18 protein-coding genes are annotated in these 18,254 nt (G+C 55.1%); 12 read left to right on the top strand and 6 right to left on the bottom strand.

What is annotated here, in order from left to right:
- From ACR0QW_RS05785 to rsxC, 5 genes are read right to left on the bottom strand one after another with little or no spacing between them, the layout of a single operon-like run.
- Positions 1 to 576: an electron transport complex protein RnfA gene (locus ACR0QW_RS05785; RefSeq protein ID WP_432642765.1), complete on the bottom strand. Its 576-nt coding sequence runs from the start codon at positions 574 to 576 to the stop codon at positions 1 to 3.
- A complete protein-coding gene (locus ACR0QW_RS05780; RefSeq protein WP_432642764.1) occupies positions 569 to 1,165 on the bottom strand; it encodes an RnfABCDGE type electron transport complex subunit E in 597 nt (198 codons plus the stop codon). Before ACR0QW_RS05780 ends, ACR0QW_RS05785 begins: the two co-directional genes overlap by 8 nt.
- A 14-nt stretch (positions 1,166 to 1,179) precedes the next feature.
- Positions 1,180 to 1,740 (bottom strand): RnfABCDGE type electron transport complex subunit G, encoded by a 561-nt coding sequence (locus tag ACR0QW_RS05775; RefSeq protein WP_432642763.1) that lies wholly within the window; start codon positions 1,738 to 1,740, stop codon positions 1,180 to 1,182.
- Positions 1,737 to 2,747 carry an RnfABCDGE type electron transport complex subunit D gene (locus ACR0QW_RS05770; RefSeq protein ID WP_432642762.1) on the bottom strand — a complete coding sequence of 337 codons (1,011 nt, stop codon included), beginning with the start codon at positions 2,745 to 2,747 and terminating at the stop codon, positions 1,737 to 1,739. Before ACR0QW_RS05770 ends, ACR0QW_RS05775 begins: the two co-directional genes overlap by 4 nt.
- A 26-nt stretch (positions 2,748 to 2,773) precedes the next feature.
- A complete protein-coding gene (gene rsxC / locus ACR0QW_RS05765; RefSeq protein WP_432642761.1) occupies positions 2,774 to 4,144 on the bottom strand; it encodes an electron transport complex subunit RsxC in 1,371 nt (456 codons plus the stop codon).
- A 311-nt stretch (positions 4,145 to 4,455) separates the two neighbouring features.
- Between rsxC and ACR0QW_RS05760 the strand changes: the two genes are divergently transcribed.
- The 7 genes from ACR0QW_RS05760 to ACR0QW_RS05730 all read left to right on the top strand — a co-directional run bounded on the left by ACR0QW_RS05760 (position 4,456) and on the right by ACR0QW_RS05730 (position 12,934).
- Positions 4,456 to 5,364 carry a radical SAM protein gene (locus tag ACR0QW_RS05760; protein WP_432642760.1) on the top strand — a complete coding sequence of 303 codons (909 nt, stop codon included), beginning with the start codon at positions 4,456 to 4,458 and terminating at the stop codon, positions 5,362 to 5,364.
- A gap of 60 nt (positions 5,365 to 5,424) precedes the next feature.
- The gene (locus ACR0QW_RS05755; protein ID WP_432642759.1) at positions 5,425 to 6,123 is read left to right on the top strand and encodes an NlpC/P60 family protein; all 699 of its coding nucleotides are present in this window, start codon (positions 5,425 to 5,427) and stop codon (positions 6,121 to 6,123) included.
- A gap of 15 nt (positions 6,124 to 6,138) precedes the next feature.
- Complete coding sequence (locus ACR0QW_RS05750) at positions 6,139 to 8,058, top strand: sigma-54-dependent Fis family transcriptional regulator (protein WP_432642758.1); 1,920 nt, start codon at positions 6,139 to 6,141, stop codon at positions 8,056 to 8,058.
- Between the two features lie 92 nt (positions 8,059 to 8,150).
- Positions 8,151 to 8,792 (top strand): tRNA (guanosine(46)-N7)-methyltransferase TrmB, encoded by a 642-nt coding sequence (trmB, locus tag ACR0QW_RS05745; RefSeq protein ID WP_432642757.1) that lies wholly within the window; start codon positions 8,151 to 8,153, stop codon positions 8,790 to 8,792.
- Positions 8,793 to 8,807: 15 nt separating this feature from the next.
- The gene (locus ACR0QW_RS05740; RefSeq protein WP_432642756.1) at positions 8,808 to 10,007 is read left to right on the top strand and encodes an FtsW/RodA/SpoVE family cell cycle protein; all 1,200 of its coding nucleotides are present in this window, start codon (positions 8,808 to 8,810) and stop codon (positions 10,005 to 10,007) included.
- A complete protein-coding gene (locus ACR0QW_RS05735; RefSeq protein WP_432642755.1) occupies positions 10,004 to 12,094 on the top strand; it encodes a penicillin-binding transpeptidase domain-containing protein in 2,091 nt (696 codons plus the stop codon). Before ACR0QW_RS05740 ends, ACR0QW_RS05735 begins: the two co-directional genes overlap by 4 nt.
- A gap of 21 nt (positions 12,095 to 12,115) precedes the next feature.
- A complete protein-coding gene (locus ACR0QW_RS05730; RefSeq protein ID WP_432642754.1) occupies positions 12,116 to 12,934 on the top strand; it encodes a bifunctional 5,10-methylenetetrahydrofolate dehydrogenase/5,10-methenyltetrahydrofolate cyclohydrolase in 819 nt (272 codons plus the stop codon).
- Between the two features lie 7 nt (positions 12,935 to 12,941).
- Here ACR0QW_RS05730 and ACR0QW_RS05725 read toward each other — a convergent pair whose 3' ends face one another.
- Entirely contained in the window at positions 12,942 to 13,337 is a 396-nt protein-coding gene (locus tag ACR0QW_RS05725; protein ID WP_432642753.1) for a thioesterase family protein, read from the bottom strand.
- A 75-nt stretch (positions 13,338 to 13,412) separates the two neighbouring features.
- On the opposite strand from ACR0QW_RS05725, the gene ACR0QW_RS05720 reads away from it, so the two are divergent.
- The 5 genes from ACR0QW_RS05720 (at position 13,413) to ACR0QW_RS05700 (ending at position 18,108) form a co-directional block, all read left to right on the top strand.
- Positions 13,413 to 14,909 (top strand): class I adenylate-forming enzyme family protein, encoded by a 1,497-nt coding sequence (locus tag ACR0QW_RS05720; protein WP_432642752.1) that lies wholly within the window; start codon positions 13,413 to 13,415, stop codon positions 14,907 to 14,909.
- On the top strand, positions 14,906 to 15,682 hold the full coding sequence (locus tag ACR0QW_RS05715; protein ID WP_432642751.1) for a hypothetical protein: 777 nt from the start codon (positions 14,906 to 14,908) through the stop codon (positions 15,680 to 15,682). The genes ACR0QW_RS05720 and ACR0QW_RS05715 overlap by 4 nt, the downstream gene beginning before the upstream one ends.
- Positions 15,683 to 15,775: 93 nt before the next feature.
- Complete coding sequence (locus tag ACR0QW_RS05710; protein WP_432642750.1) at positions 15,776 to 16,171, top strand: DUF190 domain-containing protein; 396 nt, start codon at positions 15,776 to 15,778, stop codon at positions 16,169 to 16,171.
- A gap of 64 nt (positions 16,172 to 16,235) precedes the next feature.
- Positions 16,236 to 16,715, top strand: coding sequence for an S-ribosylhomocysteine lyase (locus ACR0QW_RS05705; RefSeq protein ID WP_432642749.1), 480 nt, complete (start codon positions 16,236 to 16,238; stop codon positions 16,713 to 16,715).
- Positions 16,716 to 16,902: 187 nt separating this feature from the next.
- Positions 16,903 to 18,108, top strand: a complete 1,206-nt coding sequence (locus ACR0QW_RS05700) for an ATP-binding protein (RefSeq protein ID WP_432642748.1) — start codon at positions 16,903 to 16,905, stop codon at positions 18,106 to 18,108.
- The last annotated feature ends 146 nt before the right edge of the window (positions 18,109 to 18,254 follow it).

Here is an 18,254-nt window from a genome sequence, read left to right as displayed (position 1 = left end):
TCAATGGATGCCGCTCATCCCCATCATGGAAATGGACATGCAGCTGGCAGTGATCAAAGCAATCGGCAGGTTCCGCAGGCATTTGGGCAGAGCCGTTTCATCCAGACGTTCACGGATGCAGGAGAACAGCAGGATAGCCATGGTGTAACCGATGGACGTACCGATGGAGTTCACGCAGGAATCCAGGAAGTTGTAATTGCTTTCCACGTTGATCAGAGCGATACCCAGGATGGCGCAGTTGGTGGTGATCAGGGGCAGGTAGATACCCATGGCCTTATGCAGGGCGGGCATAGCCTTTTTCATGAACATTTCAACCAGCTGTACCAGGGTGGCGATGGCCAGGATGAAGACCAGGGTCTTCAGATATTCCAGGTGATAGGGCACCAGGAGCAGGTGATAGCAGGCGTAGGCCAGCATGGAAGCCAGCAGCATTACGAAGGATACTGCCGCACTCATACCTACGGAGTTCTTGAAGTTCTTGGAAACGCCCAGGAAGGAGCACATCCCCAGGAACCGGGACAAAATGATGTTGGAAACGAAAATGGAACTGAAGAGAATGCCAAAAGTACTATGCATTATGAGCACCTCTTTCTTTGAAGTAGTTCACGGCGGCGAATACGAAACCCATGGTCAGGAAGGCGCCAGCCGGCAGGATGAAGATCAGTACAGGCTGGTAGGCAGCGGGCATGATCGCATGGTCGAACAGTTTGCCGGCCCCGATCAGTTCACGGAAGAAGGCAATGCAGCACAGGGCGAAGGAATAACCAATGCCCATGCCGATGGCATCCAGGCCGGATTCGATGATACCGTGGTCGCAGGCGAAAGCTTCGGCACGGCCCAGTACGATACAGTTAACAACGATCAGAGGAACGAATACGCCCAGGGCTGCATACAGCGCCGGTACGAAAGCGTTCATCAGCATTTCCAGCACGGTTACCACGGAAGCGATAACAACGATGTAGCAGGGAATGTGGATCTGATCCGGGATCAGTTTCCGGATGGCGGAAATGATCATGTTGGTGAAAAACAGAACGAAGGTAAAGGCACAGCCCATACCGATTGCGTTGGTCAGGGAAGTACTCGTTGCCAGCGACGGACATACACCCAGCAGCTGAACGAACAACGGGTTTTCCTTGATGATACCTTTGGTCAACTCATGCAGCATCTCGATCAGTCCTTTCAATTGGCATGATTCTTCATGTAGTCATCCCGGGCAGCGTTTACGCCGGTGACTACAGCTCTGGAAGTGATGGTAGCAGCAGTGATGGCCTTGACTTCGTTAGGCTTGGAAGCTTCCTGCTTCGTGACTACCAGTGCATCTTTCAGGGGTTTGCCTTTGAATTGAGCCTGCCATGCAGGTTCGGTGCTCTTGGCGCCCAGGCCAGGAGTTTCACTGTGGTTCATGACCTTGATGCCGGTGACTTTGTTGCCGTCTTTGGAGATACCCACCATCAGGGTTACCTTGCCGCCGTAGCCGCTGGGGGTCACGGTGTAGATGTACCCGTTGGGTTTCCCGTCCTTGGAAGATTCCTGCACATCGGTGATCAGGCCGCCGGGAGCCGGCAGTTTCTTCAGGTTGCCCAGGTCGGGCAGGACGACTTTATAAGCGGCACGGGTGTCCGCTTCATGTTTTTTCGCGATGGTATCCTTCGTGCCTTCGTTGGCTGCAGCCACCAGACCTACGCTGACGCCGCAGATGACGGCCAGGATGCCGGTATACTTAACAAAGAGGTTGCTCATTTCTTTTGACCTCCTCCAAAGGATACATTCCGTACGAACCGGTCAATCATAGGAGTGACCATGTTCATCATCAGGATGGAGTAGCAGACGCCTTCCGTATAGCTGCCGCGCAGCCGGATCAGGGAGGTCAGCAGGCCCAGGCCGATGGCGTAAATGATTTTACCTTTCTTGGTGATCGGAGAGGTAACCCAGTCAGTTGCCATGAAGAAGGCACCGATCATCAGGCCGCCGGCGAACAGATGGTACAGAGGGAACGTAGAAGGATACCCGTTCACAGCTCCGTAGACCCCGGTAATCACAGCTACGGTAGCCAGATAGAACACGGGGATGCGCCAGTCGATCAGTTTCTTGTAGATCAGGTACAGGCCGCCGATGACCAGGGCCGGTACACAGGTTTCACCCAGGGATCCGCCCACGTTGCCCATGAACAGGTCGGACAGGGGAGGCAGCTGGGAGGCAGCGGCACCGCCGGCAGCCCAGACTTTTTCCGTCATGCGCATCACGGCCAGCGGAGTGGCGGCGGTGGTGGCATCAGCAGCAGCCTTGGTGGCGGGAATGACCCAGGTGGTCATCTGCTGGGGGAAAGAAGCCAGCAGGATGGCACGGCCGATATGGGCCGGGTTGAAGATGTTCTTGCCCAGGCCGCCGAATACGGCTTTGCCGATGACCACAGCGAACATGCCGCCCAAAACGGCCATGTAGCTGGGCAGGGAAGCCGGCAGGCACAGGGCCAGCAGCAGGCCGGTCAGAGCAGCGGAGCCGTCTTTTACGGTGTCCTTCTTTACGCCCATGACCTTATTGGCCAGTTTTTCAAAGATAATGGCAGAAACCATGCAGCAGATGATGACACGGGCTGCATCAAAACGGAAATAGTAAAAAGATGCCAGGACAGCAGGTACCAGTGCCAGCATAACTTCCCGCATGGACTTGCTGATGGTGAGCCCACAGTGCATGTGGGGAGACGAGGAAACGAGAACCAGAGGTTTCGGTTCTTTAATAGGTTCCATAATCGATATCCAGTCCTTTCGCGATATTATTTCTTGTCGAATTTATAGAAGGGGTTATGACCGCCGTCACCTTTCCCTCTGATAAATTGCTTGCCCATCCGGATGTACTGCACCAGAGGAATGTGGGCAGGGCATACGAAAGCACAGGAACCGCATTCGACGCAGGCATGACAGAAGAACCGTTCGGCATCATCCCAGTTCTGCTTTTTCACAGCCTGGACGATTTCGGTGGGTTCCAGTCTCATGGGGCAGGCATCTACGCAGCGTCCGCAGTGCACGCAGGGATCCGGTTCCACATACTGGGCGAAAGGAGATTTGGAATTGAAGATCAGCAGGCCGCTGGAACCCTTGGTAATGGGGTAATCCAGGGAGTTGACGGCAAAGCCCATCATCATCCCGCCGGAAATGATCTTGCCGGGATCGCCTTCCAGGCCGCCGGCGGCTTTTTCCACGGCGTCGCTGTACAGGGTACCCAGACGTACGATATAGTTCCCGGGTTTCTTCACGCCGTTGCCACTGATGGTCACGACACGTTCGTACAGGGGAACGTTGTTCTTTACAGCGCGGCAGGCGGCAACAGCCGTACCCACGTTGTCCACGATGACGCCCACATCGGCAGGCAGGCCCCGATCCGGGACGGTGCGGCCGGTAGCGGCATAGATCAGATGCTTTTCAGAACCCTGAGGATACTTTTCTTTGCAGACGCAGACTTCAATGTTGGCTTCGGAAGCTACTTTCTTCTGCATCAGGGCGATGGCATCGGGTTTGTTGTCTTCGATGCCGATGATTCCCTTGGAGGCACCGGAGGCCAGCATGAAATACTTCAGCCCCTGGATGATCTCATCCGCATATTCCAGCAGCGTACGATGGTCGGCCGTAACGAACGGTTCGCATTCGATGCCGTTCAGCAGGACGGTATCGATGGGGCGATGGCCTTCTTTTACGGGCGCATACTTCACTGCCGTGGGGAACGTAGCACCACCCATACCGGCGATGCCTCTGTCACGCAGTACCTGACGGATCAGATCCGGCGTGATGTCTTCTTCTTTGCGGGGTTTCATATCCTCGCAGGGGGTGTCCTGGCCATCATTCTTGATGACCACGCATTGGGAAATCATGCCGTTGGGCATGTAGCGGCTCTCCAGCTTCATTACCATACCGCTCACGCTGGAGTGGATGTTGGTGCTGACGAAGCCGCCGGCTTCCCCGATCACCTGTCCCATTGTGACTTTGTCTCCTGGTTTGACCACCGGTTTTGCCGGAGCACCAATGTGCTGGGAGAGAGGAATGTACACCATGTCCGGGGCCGGGCATCTTTCGATAGCCACTTTGTCGGTCAAGGACTTGCTGGGCGGTACTTCAACACCACCCATAAAACTTGCTTCTTGTGCAGACATTCAGTTCACCTCTAACCTTTCATGTGTCAACTTCAAGTAAAAATTATATATTGTAAAATTGTAAAAAACAAGGGGTTGGCCGGATACAATTGAGGAAAGGGCATGGAATCTAAATGAAAATTTTTTGGAAATTTTCTTCCCAAAAAGTTTACAAATAATCATGCATAATATTGTAAAATAGTTTATAATAATGGACGTGACCAGTGGAGTTTTGTTCAAATAAACGAATTAGAAGAATCTTATGAAAATACTGTCTTTGATCCTGCATATATAAAAGGAAGGCAGTTGTCAAATTCCTGGAGGAGTATACTATGTTCGGTCTGTATTTCGATGATTATGATACGCCGGTGTTCCGGCCGCCCAGCGAAGCCAACAGCTTCATCCTGCGGGTGACCCGTGGCTGTGCCCACAATACCTGCACCTTCTGCGCCATGTATAAGGATGTGCAGTTCTCTGTGTGCCCCGATGAGGAGATCTCCCGGCAGATTGCCCTGGCGGCCCAGTACGCCCGTACCCAGGTGAAGCGGATCTTCCTGGCGGACGGGGATGCCCTGGTACTATCCACCAGCAAGCTGCTGAAACTTTTGGCGGTGCTCTATAAGACCTTTCCCAACCTGCAGCGGGTCACATCCTATGCAGGCCCCCGGGATATCCTGCGCAAAAGCGATGAAGAAATGGTGCAGCTGCGGGATGCCGGCCTGAAGATGCTGTATTTCGGCCTGGAAACCGGGGATGACGGGCTGCTGCACCGGATTAAAAAGGGCGTTTCGGCAGAAGAAGCCATTGCCGCCGGCCAGAAAGTGGTCCGCAGCGGTATGAAGCTGTCCATGATGGTGATCGCCGGACTGGGAGGCAAGGCGGACAGCGAACGCCATGCCGTCAATACAGGGAAGGCGGTGACGGCCATCCAGCCCAACATGCTCAGCGTGCTGACCCTGCGGCTGTACAAGGGCACCGAGATGCTGCATCAGTTCGAAAACGGTGAATTCGAACTGCTGTCGCCGGCGGGCCTGGCCCAGGAAGCCAGGCTCATGCTGGAGCACGTGGATATCGAGCCTGGGCGCCATACCCTGTTCCGCAGCAACCATATTTCCAATTATGTGCCCCTGGCGGGGACTCTGCCCCAGGATAAAAAGCGCCTGATCCAGGAACTGGATGTATCCATCGGCAAACTTTCCAAATTGACGGATTGGGAAGTTTATACTAATATGGAATATTGAGAGTGTATCATTTTTAATAAATCCGGAAGGATTTGCCATGGAAGAATAGAGGCATAAAAAATGAAACTGCACAAAGTGGTATTGGCATTGTTCCTGGCCGTACTGGCCCTGCCCCTTTCGGCAGGCGCCGCCGCCCACAAGACCGTTCCTCTGAAGGTGGGGGACAAGGGCTGGAAGGTCAAGACGGTGCAGATCAAATTGAATGCCATCGGCATGAAAACACCCACTACCGGGAGCTATACGAAGGATCTGGAAACCCAGGTGCGGGCCTTCCAGAGGAGCCACAGTCTCCCGGTTACTGGCAAAGTGGACGACACTACCTATTTCCGGATCCATGAGGCCGCCTTTGAAAAGGAAGGGATCCACGGAATCCGGGGGGAGGACGTGGTGCGCACCGCATCCCGGTACAAGGGAGTACCCTACAGCTTCGGCGGCACTACGCCCCGGGCCTTCGACTGTTCCGGGTATGTGCAGTATGTCTTCCGCCAGCACAAGGCTACACTGCCCCGTACGGCTGATCTGCAGTACGAGAAGGGTCTGTTCGTGACCCAGCGGCAGCTGAAGCCGGGGGATCTGGTATTCTTCTCCACCTATGAACCTGGAGCCTCCCATGTGGGAATCTATGCAGGCAACGGGCTGTTCTGGAACGCTACCAGTTCCAGCGGTGTAAGGCTGTGCAGCCTGTCCGACGAATACTGGAGAACAAGATATTATGGTGCGAAACGGGTCCTCGTCCCGGCGCACAAAGGGTATAAATAAGCAGGGGGGAAATCAATGATTAGGGAACGACGCAATAAGGAAAAGCTGACCAGCTATTACAATAAGTTCATCGACGAGGGGATCATCGACCCCAATGTCCATCCGTGGGTGGCTGAGTCCTGGCGCCGGTGCGAAGCGAGAAAACTGAACCATGAGACCATGCCGGCCAACGGGGTGCGGCTGAGTCCCCAGGAGCTGCAGAAGGCTCTGGAACGGAACGAAGATGTGGTGAAGTATGTGGACGGCCTGTTCGACCAGAACAAGCAGTACTTCAATTCCCACAACCTGAGCATGCTGCTGGTGGATGAGGACGGCTACGTACTGAAAAACTATGCCCTGCCCTTTTTCCAGCGGAGTATCGAGGACATCCAGGGCATGCGGGTCCTGGAGGAGGATGTGGGTACGTCCAGCATCTGCGTGGCCCGGGCTCACAATGTGCCTTTCCTGATGTTCGGGCCGGAGATGTGGATCCGGGAAAGCCATTCCGGAGATGCCTGCTCGGCACCCATCAATGTGGCAGGTCAGAGCCGGTACATCCTGTCCCTGTTTTCCCTGGATCAGGAGAACCTGCCCTATGATATCCTGCTGAGCCTGCTCATGACCATGAAGTATTCTGTGGAGAACTTCCTGACCATGCTGGCCTACTGGAAGGTGTGCGGCCTGATTTCCGAAGAGATCCCGGCTTCTGTGTACTGGGTGAACCAGGACGGAAGCCTGCGCTATGCCAACACCAACGGCCGGAAACGGCTGGAAGGCAACGAACGGCTGGATGACGTGTTCCTGAACTATGAACACATTCCCATCCAGAAGGGCCTGTCCGGCAAGAGCACCCTGCGCAAGGAGATTACCTGGATCACCCAGGACCGGACCTATGAAGATGTGACCAGCGTACTGCCGGTGAAGGCCGGGGGCAAGGTGGACAGCGTAGTGATCATCACCATGTCCATCGAAGATCTGAAGACCACCATCGCCCATGCTACCGGGTACAGCTCCCGGTACAGTCTGTACAGTATGGTAGGGAACTCCAGTGAATTCCTGGCCCTGCAGCACAAGGCGGCCCGGGTGGCCCGGGGCGACAACAACCTGCTGCTCCAGGGTGAACCGGGTACCGGCAAACAGCGGCTGGCCCATGGGATCCACCAGGCCAGCCCCCGGGCAGCGGCTCCCCTGATTACTGTACGGGGCCACGAAGGTCCGGAGGCGGAACTGGAAGCCGAATTCTTTGGCAACGACGACGGCGCCGGCCATGTGACCGCCGGGGCCCTGGAACTGGCCAACGGCGGTACCCTGTTCCTGGATGAAATCGAAAAATTCCCCACCCGGTTGGAAGATGTACTGGCGGATGCCCTGCGCAACGGGGTATTGAACCGGGAGACCGGTACCCGCCGGAAGTTCAACGTACGGGTGATTGCTGCCTGCGACTCCAACCTGAAACGGCTCACCGACAAGGGGCTGTTTTCCCGGAGCCTGTACGAACTGGTCATCGGTACGGTGATCCGGGTCCCGCCCCTGCGGGAACGGGTGGAGGATGTGGAAGTGATCGCCAACCACATCCTGACGGAAATGGCTGCACGGCACAACATGCCCGGCAAGACCCTGTCGCCGGAAGCCTTGCACATGCTAAACAGCTGCCAGTGGCCCGGCAACATCAAACAGCTGCAGGGAGTCATCGAGCAGGCCTTCTTCCATACTTCCGGCAGTGTCATCGAAGCCAGCCACATCAAACTGCCTGGAGAACACCGGATCGAGAAATCCTGGAAGCATGACAAGGACGCCTTTGTGGCCGCCTGGAAACAGGCCGGGGGCAACATCAGCAAACTGGCCATCATGCTGGATGTGAGCCGGGTGACTCTGTACCGGTACCTGAAGAAATTCAATCTGGGGCCGGAAAAAAAGGGTGCCCGCGCGAAAAGAGCGAAGAAAAAAGAAGAATAAAACAGCAAAGATCATAAAGGGGGTGTGAAAAAATGCTTTTTCACACCCCCGTCACTAGTCAATAGCTGACGTAGAATATAGGAGAAATCAACATGCGTTTACGAAAGAAACCCTGGATTCCCCAGGCACTGGAAGACTATCGGGGAAAGGAACTGCTGGAAGACGATCTGGAACAATATAAGGGGCACTGGTCCGAAATGGTGCTGGGCGGCCGGCCCCTGCAGCTGGAAATCGGCTGCGGCAAGGGTCAGTTCCTGGCAGCCATGAGCCAGCTCCATCCCGAAACCGGCTATCTGGGCATGGAGACCCAGCGGGAAGTGTGCTATTACGCAGTGAAGAAACTGCGGGAAGCCGAAATCCCCAATGCCCGGATCATCCACGCCGATGCAGCCCATCTGCTGGACTGGTTCGAGCCAGGAGAAGTGGATCAGATCTTCCTGAATTTCAGTGATCCCTGGCCCAAGGCACGCCATGCCAAACGGCGGCTTACTTACCGGACATTTCTGGCAGAATACAAAAAAATCCTTAAACCGGGAGGACATCTGCGCTTTAAAACTGATAATGATGATCTGTTTGCTTTTTCTGTGGAGGAATTCAAGGAATTCGGCCTTACGATTCTGGCACTCACCACGGACCTCCATCATACGGATATTTTGAACGAAGCACAGACGGAATATGAGCAGAAGTTCAGTGCCCGGGGCAAGAACATCAATTTCTGCGAAGTACAGTTCTAAGGACCGGGGAAAGTTATGGGGAAAAAGATCATGTTCTGGGACAACGCCAGGGATGCACTGCTGAGCCTGGTGGCCTTCCTGCTGGTGCTGGGAGCGGTGAACGTGTTCAGTGCCAGTTATGTGGCAGCGGCCGACATGTTCGGCAATGGTTATCATTATCTGCTCCGCTACAGCATCTTCAGCGCAGCAGGTCTTGTCATCATGTTCGTCATCGAACGGAAGGTGGACTACCACTGGCTGTTCCGGTTCGATCAAATCTTTTGCGTGCTGCTCACCGGCATCCTGATTGCCGTGGACATCTTCGGCCGGGCCACAAAGGGGGCCCAGCGCTGGGTGATCCTGGGGCCCATCTCCTTCCAGCCTTCGGAATTCGTAAAGATTGCCGTAATCCTGCTGGGAGCCCATTACCTGGGCCAGCTTATGGAGCAGGGCAAGACACCCCATTTGCTGCGCCGGGATACGGGCCTGGCCTTCTGGGAAACGGCTTTCCTGTCGTTTCTGGTCCTGATCCAGCCCGATATGGGTACGGCGGCCATCATCATGACACTGATGATCATCCTGTACATCCTGGCCGGGCTGCCTATGAAGGAATTCTGGAGCCTGGTGGGCGTTGCGGTTGTGGGCGGGGCTGCAGCCATTATCCAGGCGCCCTACCGGCTGAACCGGATCCTGTTCTGGCTTCATCCGGAACAGGATCCCCAGGGCAAGGGCTACCAGGCCATCCAGTCTTTCAATGCCATCGGCAGCGGCCGGTTCTTCGGCGAACCCTTCGGCATGGGGACGGGCAAGTTCTTCTACCTGCCGGAAGCCCATACGGATTTCGCTTTCGCCAACTACTGCCAGGAATGGGGTTTCATTGGAGCCATTTTCCTGATCCTGGTGTTCCTGCTGCTGGGCCTGGTCCTGTACCGGATCGGTCAGAGAACTCAGGACCGGAAGGGCTTCCTGCTGGTCAGTGGGGTGAACTTCCTGGTCGTGGGCCAGGCTTTTGCCAATATGGCCATGGTCTGCGGGGTCTTCCCCATCATCGGGGTGCCGCTGTCCTTCATCAGTTACGGGGGCACGTCCCTGATTATGACACTGGGTGCCATCGGCCTGGTGCTGTCCGTGTATAAGGATGAGCACCAAAAGCCTGTGCGGCCCAGGGCAGTGCCAGCAGAGAATCCGGAAGCGCCCCGGCCCAAGGTACCCACAGCAAGGAGGTGGCGGCCGTGAAGCTCCCCTGGTTCCTGCAAAAACAGAACAAGAAGAAACAGGCGGCGGCCCCCCAGGTGCTGAAGCTGGATCCTGCCCATCAGGACGTACTGCTCCAGGGCAAGGGACGGGCCATTGTCATTGGCAAAGTGGTGGCCATTGTGGCCGGTCTGGTGGTTGGCATGCTGTTCTGGAAACAGATCGTCCGGGGCGGTTACTACAGTGAAGCTGCCAACGCCCAGATCATGGGTGAACACACGGAAATCTCTCCCCGGGGCAGCATTGTGGACCGGAACGGAGAAGAACTGGCTGTGAGCATCATCAGCAAATCCCTGTATGTGGATCCCCAGGAACTGGTGGACGATCCGGAACGGTGGCCCGTGGGTCAGATGCCCAGCCGGGATCCGAAACGGGTGGCTGCCGATCAGCTGGCACCCATCCTGGATATGAAGGCTGATGCGCTGTATGAGAAATTCACCGAGCCGGACCGGCAGTTCGAATGGGTGAAACGGCAGCTGGATCCCCATGTGGCCGATGAAGTGGAACAGGTGCTGAAGAACCAGAAGCTCAGCGGGTTCCATTTCAAAGAAGAAAGCAAGCGGTACTATACGAAAGACAAACTGGCGGCTCAGGTGCTGGGTTTCGTGGGAGCCGACGGCAAGGGCCTGGAAGGCATCGAGGATGCCATGGACGAGTACCTGCGGGGGCAGGATCAGAAGAAACGCAGCTTCTTTGATGCCAAGGGCCATCTGGTGGGGCAGAGTGCCATGAACCAGGTCCAGGCCCGGCGCATGGATACAGTGCAGCTGACCATCGACGCCAGGATGCAGTTCATCCTGGAAAAGAGCCTGGACGACGCCATTGCCAAGACCCATGCGTCCAGTGCAGCGGCCATCCTCATGGATCCCAATACCGGCGAAATCCTGGGTATGGCCAGCCGGCCCACCTTTGATCCCAATCACTTTTCCCAGGCGCCCAATGGGGCGTTCCTAAACCGGGGTGTGTCCATCGTCTACGAACCGGGGTCCGTGTTCAAGCCCATTATGGGCTCGGCAGCCCTGATGGAAGGCATCATCACTCCTGATACACCCTTCAACGATGAAGGGTCCATCGATGTAGGAGGGCGGCGGATCCGGAACTGGGACGGTAAAGGAAAGGGTCATGTGACCTATACGGACGTAATCAAATTTTCCTTGAACACCGGTATGGCGGCTCTGGGGCTGAAACTGGGCGGAGAACGGGAAACCGAATACGCCAGGCAGTTCGGCTTCGGCAGCAGGACCGGCACGGATGTACCCGGGGAAGAAGAGGGCATCCTGTACGATCCCAAGGATATGGTTCCCTCCGATGTGGCCACCATGGGCATCGGCCAGGGCATTGCTGTGACGCCGCTGCAGATGATCCGGGCCATCAGCGCCATTGCCAACGGGGGCAGACTGGTACGCCCGTACATCGTAGCCAAGGTCACCGACCCGGACGGCAATGTGGTGAAAGAGAACAAGACCCAGGTGGACCGGCAGGTAATCACGTCGGAAGTGGCCGAAGAAATGCGGACCATGATGGAAAAGGTGGTTTCCGAGGGCGGCGGCAAGACGGCCCAGATCAAAGGCTACAAAATTGCCGGCAAGACCGGGACTGCTGAAAAACTCTCGCCCAAAGGCGGGTATATCCCTGGGGTGTATATCGCTTCATTCGTGGGCTTCGTGCCCAGCGATGCACCCAAGTACGCCATGATTATCATGCTGGATTCCCCGAAGGGAGCCTTCTACGGCTCCCAGGTGTCCGCACCTATCTTCCGGGATACCCTGCAGCAGATTTTGGTGGCGGAAGGCATTGAACCCAGCAGTTGGGACGGTCTGCCTACAGTGGAATCCCTGCTGGCCAAGACGGCGAAGGAAGCTGCGCCCCTGGCGGCCCTGGAGGCCGACGGCAACGGTGCGGTGAAGCTGCCCGGCCTGGCCGGTCATTCCATGCGGGACGTAGCCACGGCTCTGGGCGGCGCCGGCCTCCAGCTTATCCCCATCGGCAGTGGCACCAGCTGGAAGCAGACCCCGGCACCGGGTACGGTGCTGCATTCCGGTGATACGGTCACCGTGTATTTCCGCTAGAAGCGGAGGAAGGAAAGTAGAATGGAACAGACAATTCTTTATGGCAAACCGGTGGCAGATGCCATCCGCCAGCAGCTGAAGGAAAAATTCGCTGGCCGGGACCTGACTCTGGCCACCTTCTTGGTGGGGGACAACCCGGCAGCTAAGGTGTATAAAAGGAGCCTGCTGAAAACAGCAGCCAGCCTGGGCGTAAAGACCCGGGATGTGGAACTGCCGGAAAAGACCAGCCAGGAAGAGGCTGGAAGGGTTCTCCGGGAGCTGAGCAAGGATCCCGCCATCACGGGTATCCTGCCCCTGATGCCCGTGCCCAGACAGATCAGCAAGCTGGAGCTGATCCGGCAGCTGGACCCGGAAAAGGATATGGACTGCGTGCATCCCATCAACAGCGGACGGCTGTACCTGGGCATCACTCCCTGGGGGCCCTGTACGCCCCGGGCATGCATGGCCATCCTGGACCACTATGGCATTCCCCTGGAAGGGCAGAATGTGGCCATGGTGGGCTATGGTGAAGTGGTGGGACGGCCGCTGACGCTGATGCTCATGGGCCGGTATGCCACGGTGACCGTCTGCCGTTCGCGTACAAAAAATCTGCCTGCCATTACCAGGCAGGCAGATGTGATCATCAGCGCAGTGGGCAAGCCCGATCTGATCACGGAAGATATGATCCGTGAAGGCGCTGTGGTAATCGATGTGGGAATCAACTCCGTGGATGGGAAACTGGTGGGAGATGTGTCCGAAGCAGCCAAAAAAGCGAAAGCTTCGGCGTATACTCCTGTTCCCGGCGGTGTAGGCGTGGTGAGCAATCTTATGGTCATGGAAACCCTCACCCGCAGCTTCTGATCCGTTTTTATTTCTTGTCTTTGGCAGCCAGCTTGCCCAGGAACTTGGCTTTGTTTACCAGGAACCGTTCATGGGTGGCCTGGCCGATGGTGCCGTAGTTGTCGGAAACGGTGATCTTGAAGGTCAGTTTCCGGCCATCCACGCCCACCAGGACGGCTTTGGCAGTAACAGTCTTGCCTACGGCAGTGGCTGCGTCATGGGACAGGTTCACGCCGATGCCCACGCTGGTGGTGTCATCATCCAGGCAGGGATTGACGATGCTGCAGGCTGCTTTTTCCATCAGAGCCAGCATGGCCGGGGTGGCATACACATCCAGGGAGCCGCTGCCCATGGCTGCAGCCGTGTTGGTATGGAGTACAGTTTCCGTGGCTTCGCCCACGGCGCCAATACGAAATTCTTTCATAAGATCCACTTCTTTCTATAAGGATTTTCACAATTCCATCTTACTCGTTTTCGTCTGGAAAGGCAAGGAGGCAGCATGTTTTATGATGAATTGGTAAAAGGGAAGGATCCGGAGCGGCTGGCTCTGGTGGACGCCCAGGGATCGGTGACCTATGGGGAACTGGAAAAAAGGGTGGACCACTGGGCCCGGTTCCTCCAGGCCCAAGGTCTGCTGCCCGGAGAGCGGGTGGGGCTGTTTAGCCGCAACTGCAGCGGGTTCGTCACTGCCTATCTGGCTGTGATCCGGGCCGGGGGCGTCATCGTACCGCTGAATTTCCAGCTGGCGCCCCGGGAGGTGGCATACATCCTGAAGGATGCGGGGATTTCCTTTCTGATCACCCGGCAGCCCCTGGAACTGAAGGAAGCCCTGGCAGAGCAGGGACTTACGGGAGTGCGGCAGTTCCAGTACGAGGAACTGGATGCGGCTGTGGATCAGCCCCTGCGGCCGGTCAAGCGGCAGGAAACGGACAACTGTACCATCATCTACACCTCCGGCACCACCGGGCGGCCCAAGGGAGCCATGCTCACCCACCGGAACCTCTTGACCAATGCCCGGGCCTATGTGGAGGCGGTGGGACAGCGGCCGGAGGACCGGGTGCTGTGCCTGCTGCCCATGTACCACTGTTATGGTTGGACCGTATGTGTCACTAGTTCTCTACTTTTAGGGAATCCCGTCATCATCCAGACCACCTACAATTTTAAGACGGCCCTGCGGCTGGTCCAGGCCCAGAAAGTGACCGTGTTCGTAGGGGTGCCGGCGGTGATGGAACTCCTGGTGGACGGAGCTGACCTTCGGGAACTGGAGAGTGTACGGCTTTTCATCAGCGGTGGGGCCAGTCTGGGCGAAGGACTGGGCGAACGGTTCAGTGCCTGGTGCAGACGGCCTCTGCTGGACGGTTATGGTCTTTCGGAGACCTCTCCGGTAGTGAGTTTCAACCAGCCGGGGCATACCCGGTTCGGGTCCATCGGTCTCCCCGTCCACGGAGTGGAGGCAGCGATCCTGGGGCCGGATGGAACGGTCCTGCCGCCCGGGCAGAAGGGTGAAATCGGGGTCCGGGGCCCCAATGTGATGCTGGGATATTTGAACCTGCCGGAAGCTACAGAGAAAGCTTTCCGGGGCGGCTGGTTCCACACGGAGGATGTGGGGTACTTTGACCAGGACGGCTACCTGTTCCTGGTGGACCGGCTGAAGGATATGATCATCTCCAGCGGGGAGAACATCTATCCCCGGGAGGTGGAAGAAGCCATCCAGGCGTATCCGGGGGTAGCCGAAGCGGCGGTGATCGGCGTGCCGGATCCGCTGCGGGGTCAGGCTGTGGCATCCTGGGTGGTTACGGAGCCGGGAGCAGAAGTGGATTTCCGGGCTCTGCGCCGAACCTTGCTGAAACAGATTGCTGCCTACAAGGTACCGAAGAAATATTTCCTGACGGATACACTGCCCAGGAACCACTTGGGCAAATTGCTGAAAAACCAATTGCGGAAACAAACCCTGAAGATTTTGGAAAAAGATAGAACTGCCGGGAGGGCCTTATGAAAAAACTCGTACTCCTTTTGTGCCTGGTGCTGACTACGCTGCTGAGCGGCTGCGCCAAAGGACATATCACCCTGGAAATCACCCGTCTGGGAGCAGCTGATCTCACCTGCCAGCTGGTTTCGGCTCCGGTGCTGAAACCCACTGTGGACGCTTTCTCGAAGGATTTCAAGGAAGACGGCTACGCCATCCAGGACGCCAAAGAGGGCCAGTATGAAGGCTTCGTGGCCCGGAAGCACTACAACCAGCTGAAGGACATCAAGGATTCCAAGGTACTGAAGACCTTCGACATCCGTACCTGGCAGCAGGCTGCCCAGGCCGCCACTGACAAGGGCAGGCCCGGACAGAAGGCCAAGGAACCGGCGGTGTCCAAAGAGAAACGGGAACCGGTGGTGCAGCTCCAGAGCGGGCTGCTGTTCGATACCATCAGTGTCCATACGGGCATCAACATGGAACCCAAAGGGGAAATGAAAGATCAGAATGCCCAGGCTGTGCTCCGGAACGTGATGAAGCAGTTCGACCTGCAATTTACCCTGGTATTGCCTACCGCTGTGGATGACACCAATGCTACCACAGTCAGCGATGACCGCAGGACCCTGACCTGGAAGCTGCCTTTGGGAGAAAAGACGCCCATGGACGCCACCGTGACCTACCTGAATCCGGTGAAAGCTGCCGGCTGGTTCATGGTGCTGCTGGTGCTGGGCGGCGTGGGCAACGCCTACTACCGCAAACGGAAACGGCAGGCCCGGCAGAAGCAGGAAAGACTGGAAAATTAATCATTTCCCTTCTCTCTATTACGAAGAATCAAAATTTATGTTACAATAAAGATAAAGGAAAAGAGAATTTTCACAAAATTGGAGGGACAGCATATGGCTGAATTCTTGAAATTGACCAAACTGACCATCTATGTAGGAGAGGACTTCTTCTACAAGGATAAACCGTTCTATAAGGCAATCTTCGATCTGTGCGGCAAGTACAAGATCGCCGGCTGCACCATGCTGCGGGGTACCCAGGGTTATGGGAGCCGGGTGCGGGGCAGGGAACGGCGGTTGTTCATCAGCGTATCGGAAGCCATCAACCTGCCGGTGATCATTACCATCATCGACAAGAAGGAACAGGTCGAACTCCTGTATCCCTTCCTGGAAGAGAACCTGCGCCACGGGGTGGCTACAGTGGAGGATATCCAGATGCTGGAAACCAACTTTGTAAGGGAAGAGTACAGGAAAGGAATCGCCAGCCGAAACGATCCGGCAAAAGAAGTATAAAAAATAAGAGGGTGTTGCCAAGGCAGCACCCTTTCGTTCTTTACCTGTGGAGAGGAGTTTTGCAATGGAAAAAGTCATCATTGAAAGTTTTACGTTGGACCATACGAAAGTGAAGGCACCGTATGTGCGGCTGATTTCCCAGGAAACCGGGAAACATGGGGACATCGTGTCCAACTATGACATCCGACTGGCCCAGCCTAATGTGCAGGAAATCCCCACTGCCGGGATGCACACTCTGGAACATCTGCTGGCCCTGTATCTGCGGCCCCGGATCAAAGGGTATCTGGACTGTTCGCCGTTTGGCTGCCGCACCGGGTTCCACCTGCTGTGCTGGGGCATCCATCCCGCTGCGGAAGTAGCCAAGGCCCTGAAGGAAGCCCTGGAACTGGTGACGAAGACCACCTGGGACCAGGTACCGGGAACGCAGAAGAAGGAATGCGGCAACTACAAGGATCATTCTCTGTTCTGTGCCCAGGAATGGGCTAAGGAAATCCTGGCAAAAGGGATTAGCAGTGATCCCTACGAACGGAAGATTGTGGAATAAAAATTTGCCGACGGCAAATTTTATCCAGTGGCTGGTGACGGGGTGTGAAAAGTATTTTTTCACACCCCGTCTTTGTCATATTGAGGCGCATGATATCAGGTTTGCAATTACAGAAAAATATAGTATACTATATAAAAAACACAAAAATAAAAGTTTTTAAAGTATACTATAGAAAAGATGACAAAATATGATAAAAAGAGAATTATATCTACGAAAATTGCGTGCCTTCCAAAATCAACCTTTGATCAAAGTGATTACTGGATTGCGCCGTTCCGGGAAATCGACCCTTTTGGAGTTGTTTGAAAAGGAACTGTTGTCGCAGAAAGTTCCATCAGCTTCTATTATCCACCTGAATTTTGAATGGATGGCCCTGGATTCCATCCGGGATTATCGGCACTTGTACCAATTTTTGAAAAACCGAATCCCGAAAGGGCAGAAAGCCTATCTCCTGCTGGATGAAATCCAACAGGTTGATGGGTGGGAAAAAGCGGTTAATTCTCTATTTGCAGAAGGACAGTGCGATATCTATCTGACAGGGTCCAATGCCAGATTGCTCTCTTCTGAAATTTCTACACTTCTTTCAGGGCGGTATGTGGAAATTCGGGTGTTGCCTCTTTCCTTCCGGGAATACATGGAGTTTCTGCCAAACCAAACAGCCAATCCGGATTTTGCTTTTCAACAATATCTTCGATTCGGAGGTATGCCGGTGATCCCGGGATTGCCTCAGGATCTGCAGACCATTCAGACTGTTCTTTCCGGTATTTATGATACAGTACTGATGAAAGATATCATCCAGCGCAATGAGGTGCGTGATCCAGCTTTGTTGGGAGAACTGGTTCGTTTCCTTGCGGATAATATCGGAAATCCGGTTTCCACTTCGAAAATCAGTGGATATCTGACCAGCCAGGGGAGAAAGACATCTGCTGTTACCATTGACAACTATTTACGGATGCTGGAAGAGGCCTTCGTATTTTATCGAGCAAAACGGTATGACATCAAGGGCAAGCTGTACCTGAAAACGCAGGAGAAATTCTATATTGTCGATATGGGACTGCGCAATGCCTTACTGGGATTTCGCAATGGCGACTATGGTCATATCCTGGAAGATGTAGTTTATTTGGAATTGTTGCGGCGAGGCTATGAAGTCGGTGCAGGAAAATTGGGGACTCTGGAAGTGGATTTTGTAGCTTCCAAAATGGAACGTAAAGAGTATTATCAAGTTTCAGCCACTGTATTGGATGATAAAACGTTGCAAAGAGAATTGGCACCGTTGCAAAAGATCCCAGACCAGTATAAAAAGGTATTGCTGACCATGGATAGGAATTTTATCCGGGACTACAATGGCATCCAGAATGTGAATATCGTAGATTTTTTGTTAAACAGAGATGCCTGAAAAAGAAAAGGGGCTGTGAAATAATGGCCCCATGAACACGAGAAAGGACTTTCGATTCTTGCGAACCGAAAGTCCTTTTTCGTGTTAGAATTTAACTGACAATGAAAAACCTAACTGTGTATTATAGTACTCCCAAACAGGGAATT

The sequence above is a fragment of the Acidaminococcus sp. genome (assembly GCF_050873445.1).
GTDB lineage: Bacteria > Bacillota > Negativicutes > Acidaminococcales > Acidaminococcaceae > Acidaminococcus.
Note: the sequence above shows the minus strand (reverse complement) of the source record. Positions and strands in the feature narration are given on the sequence as shown.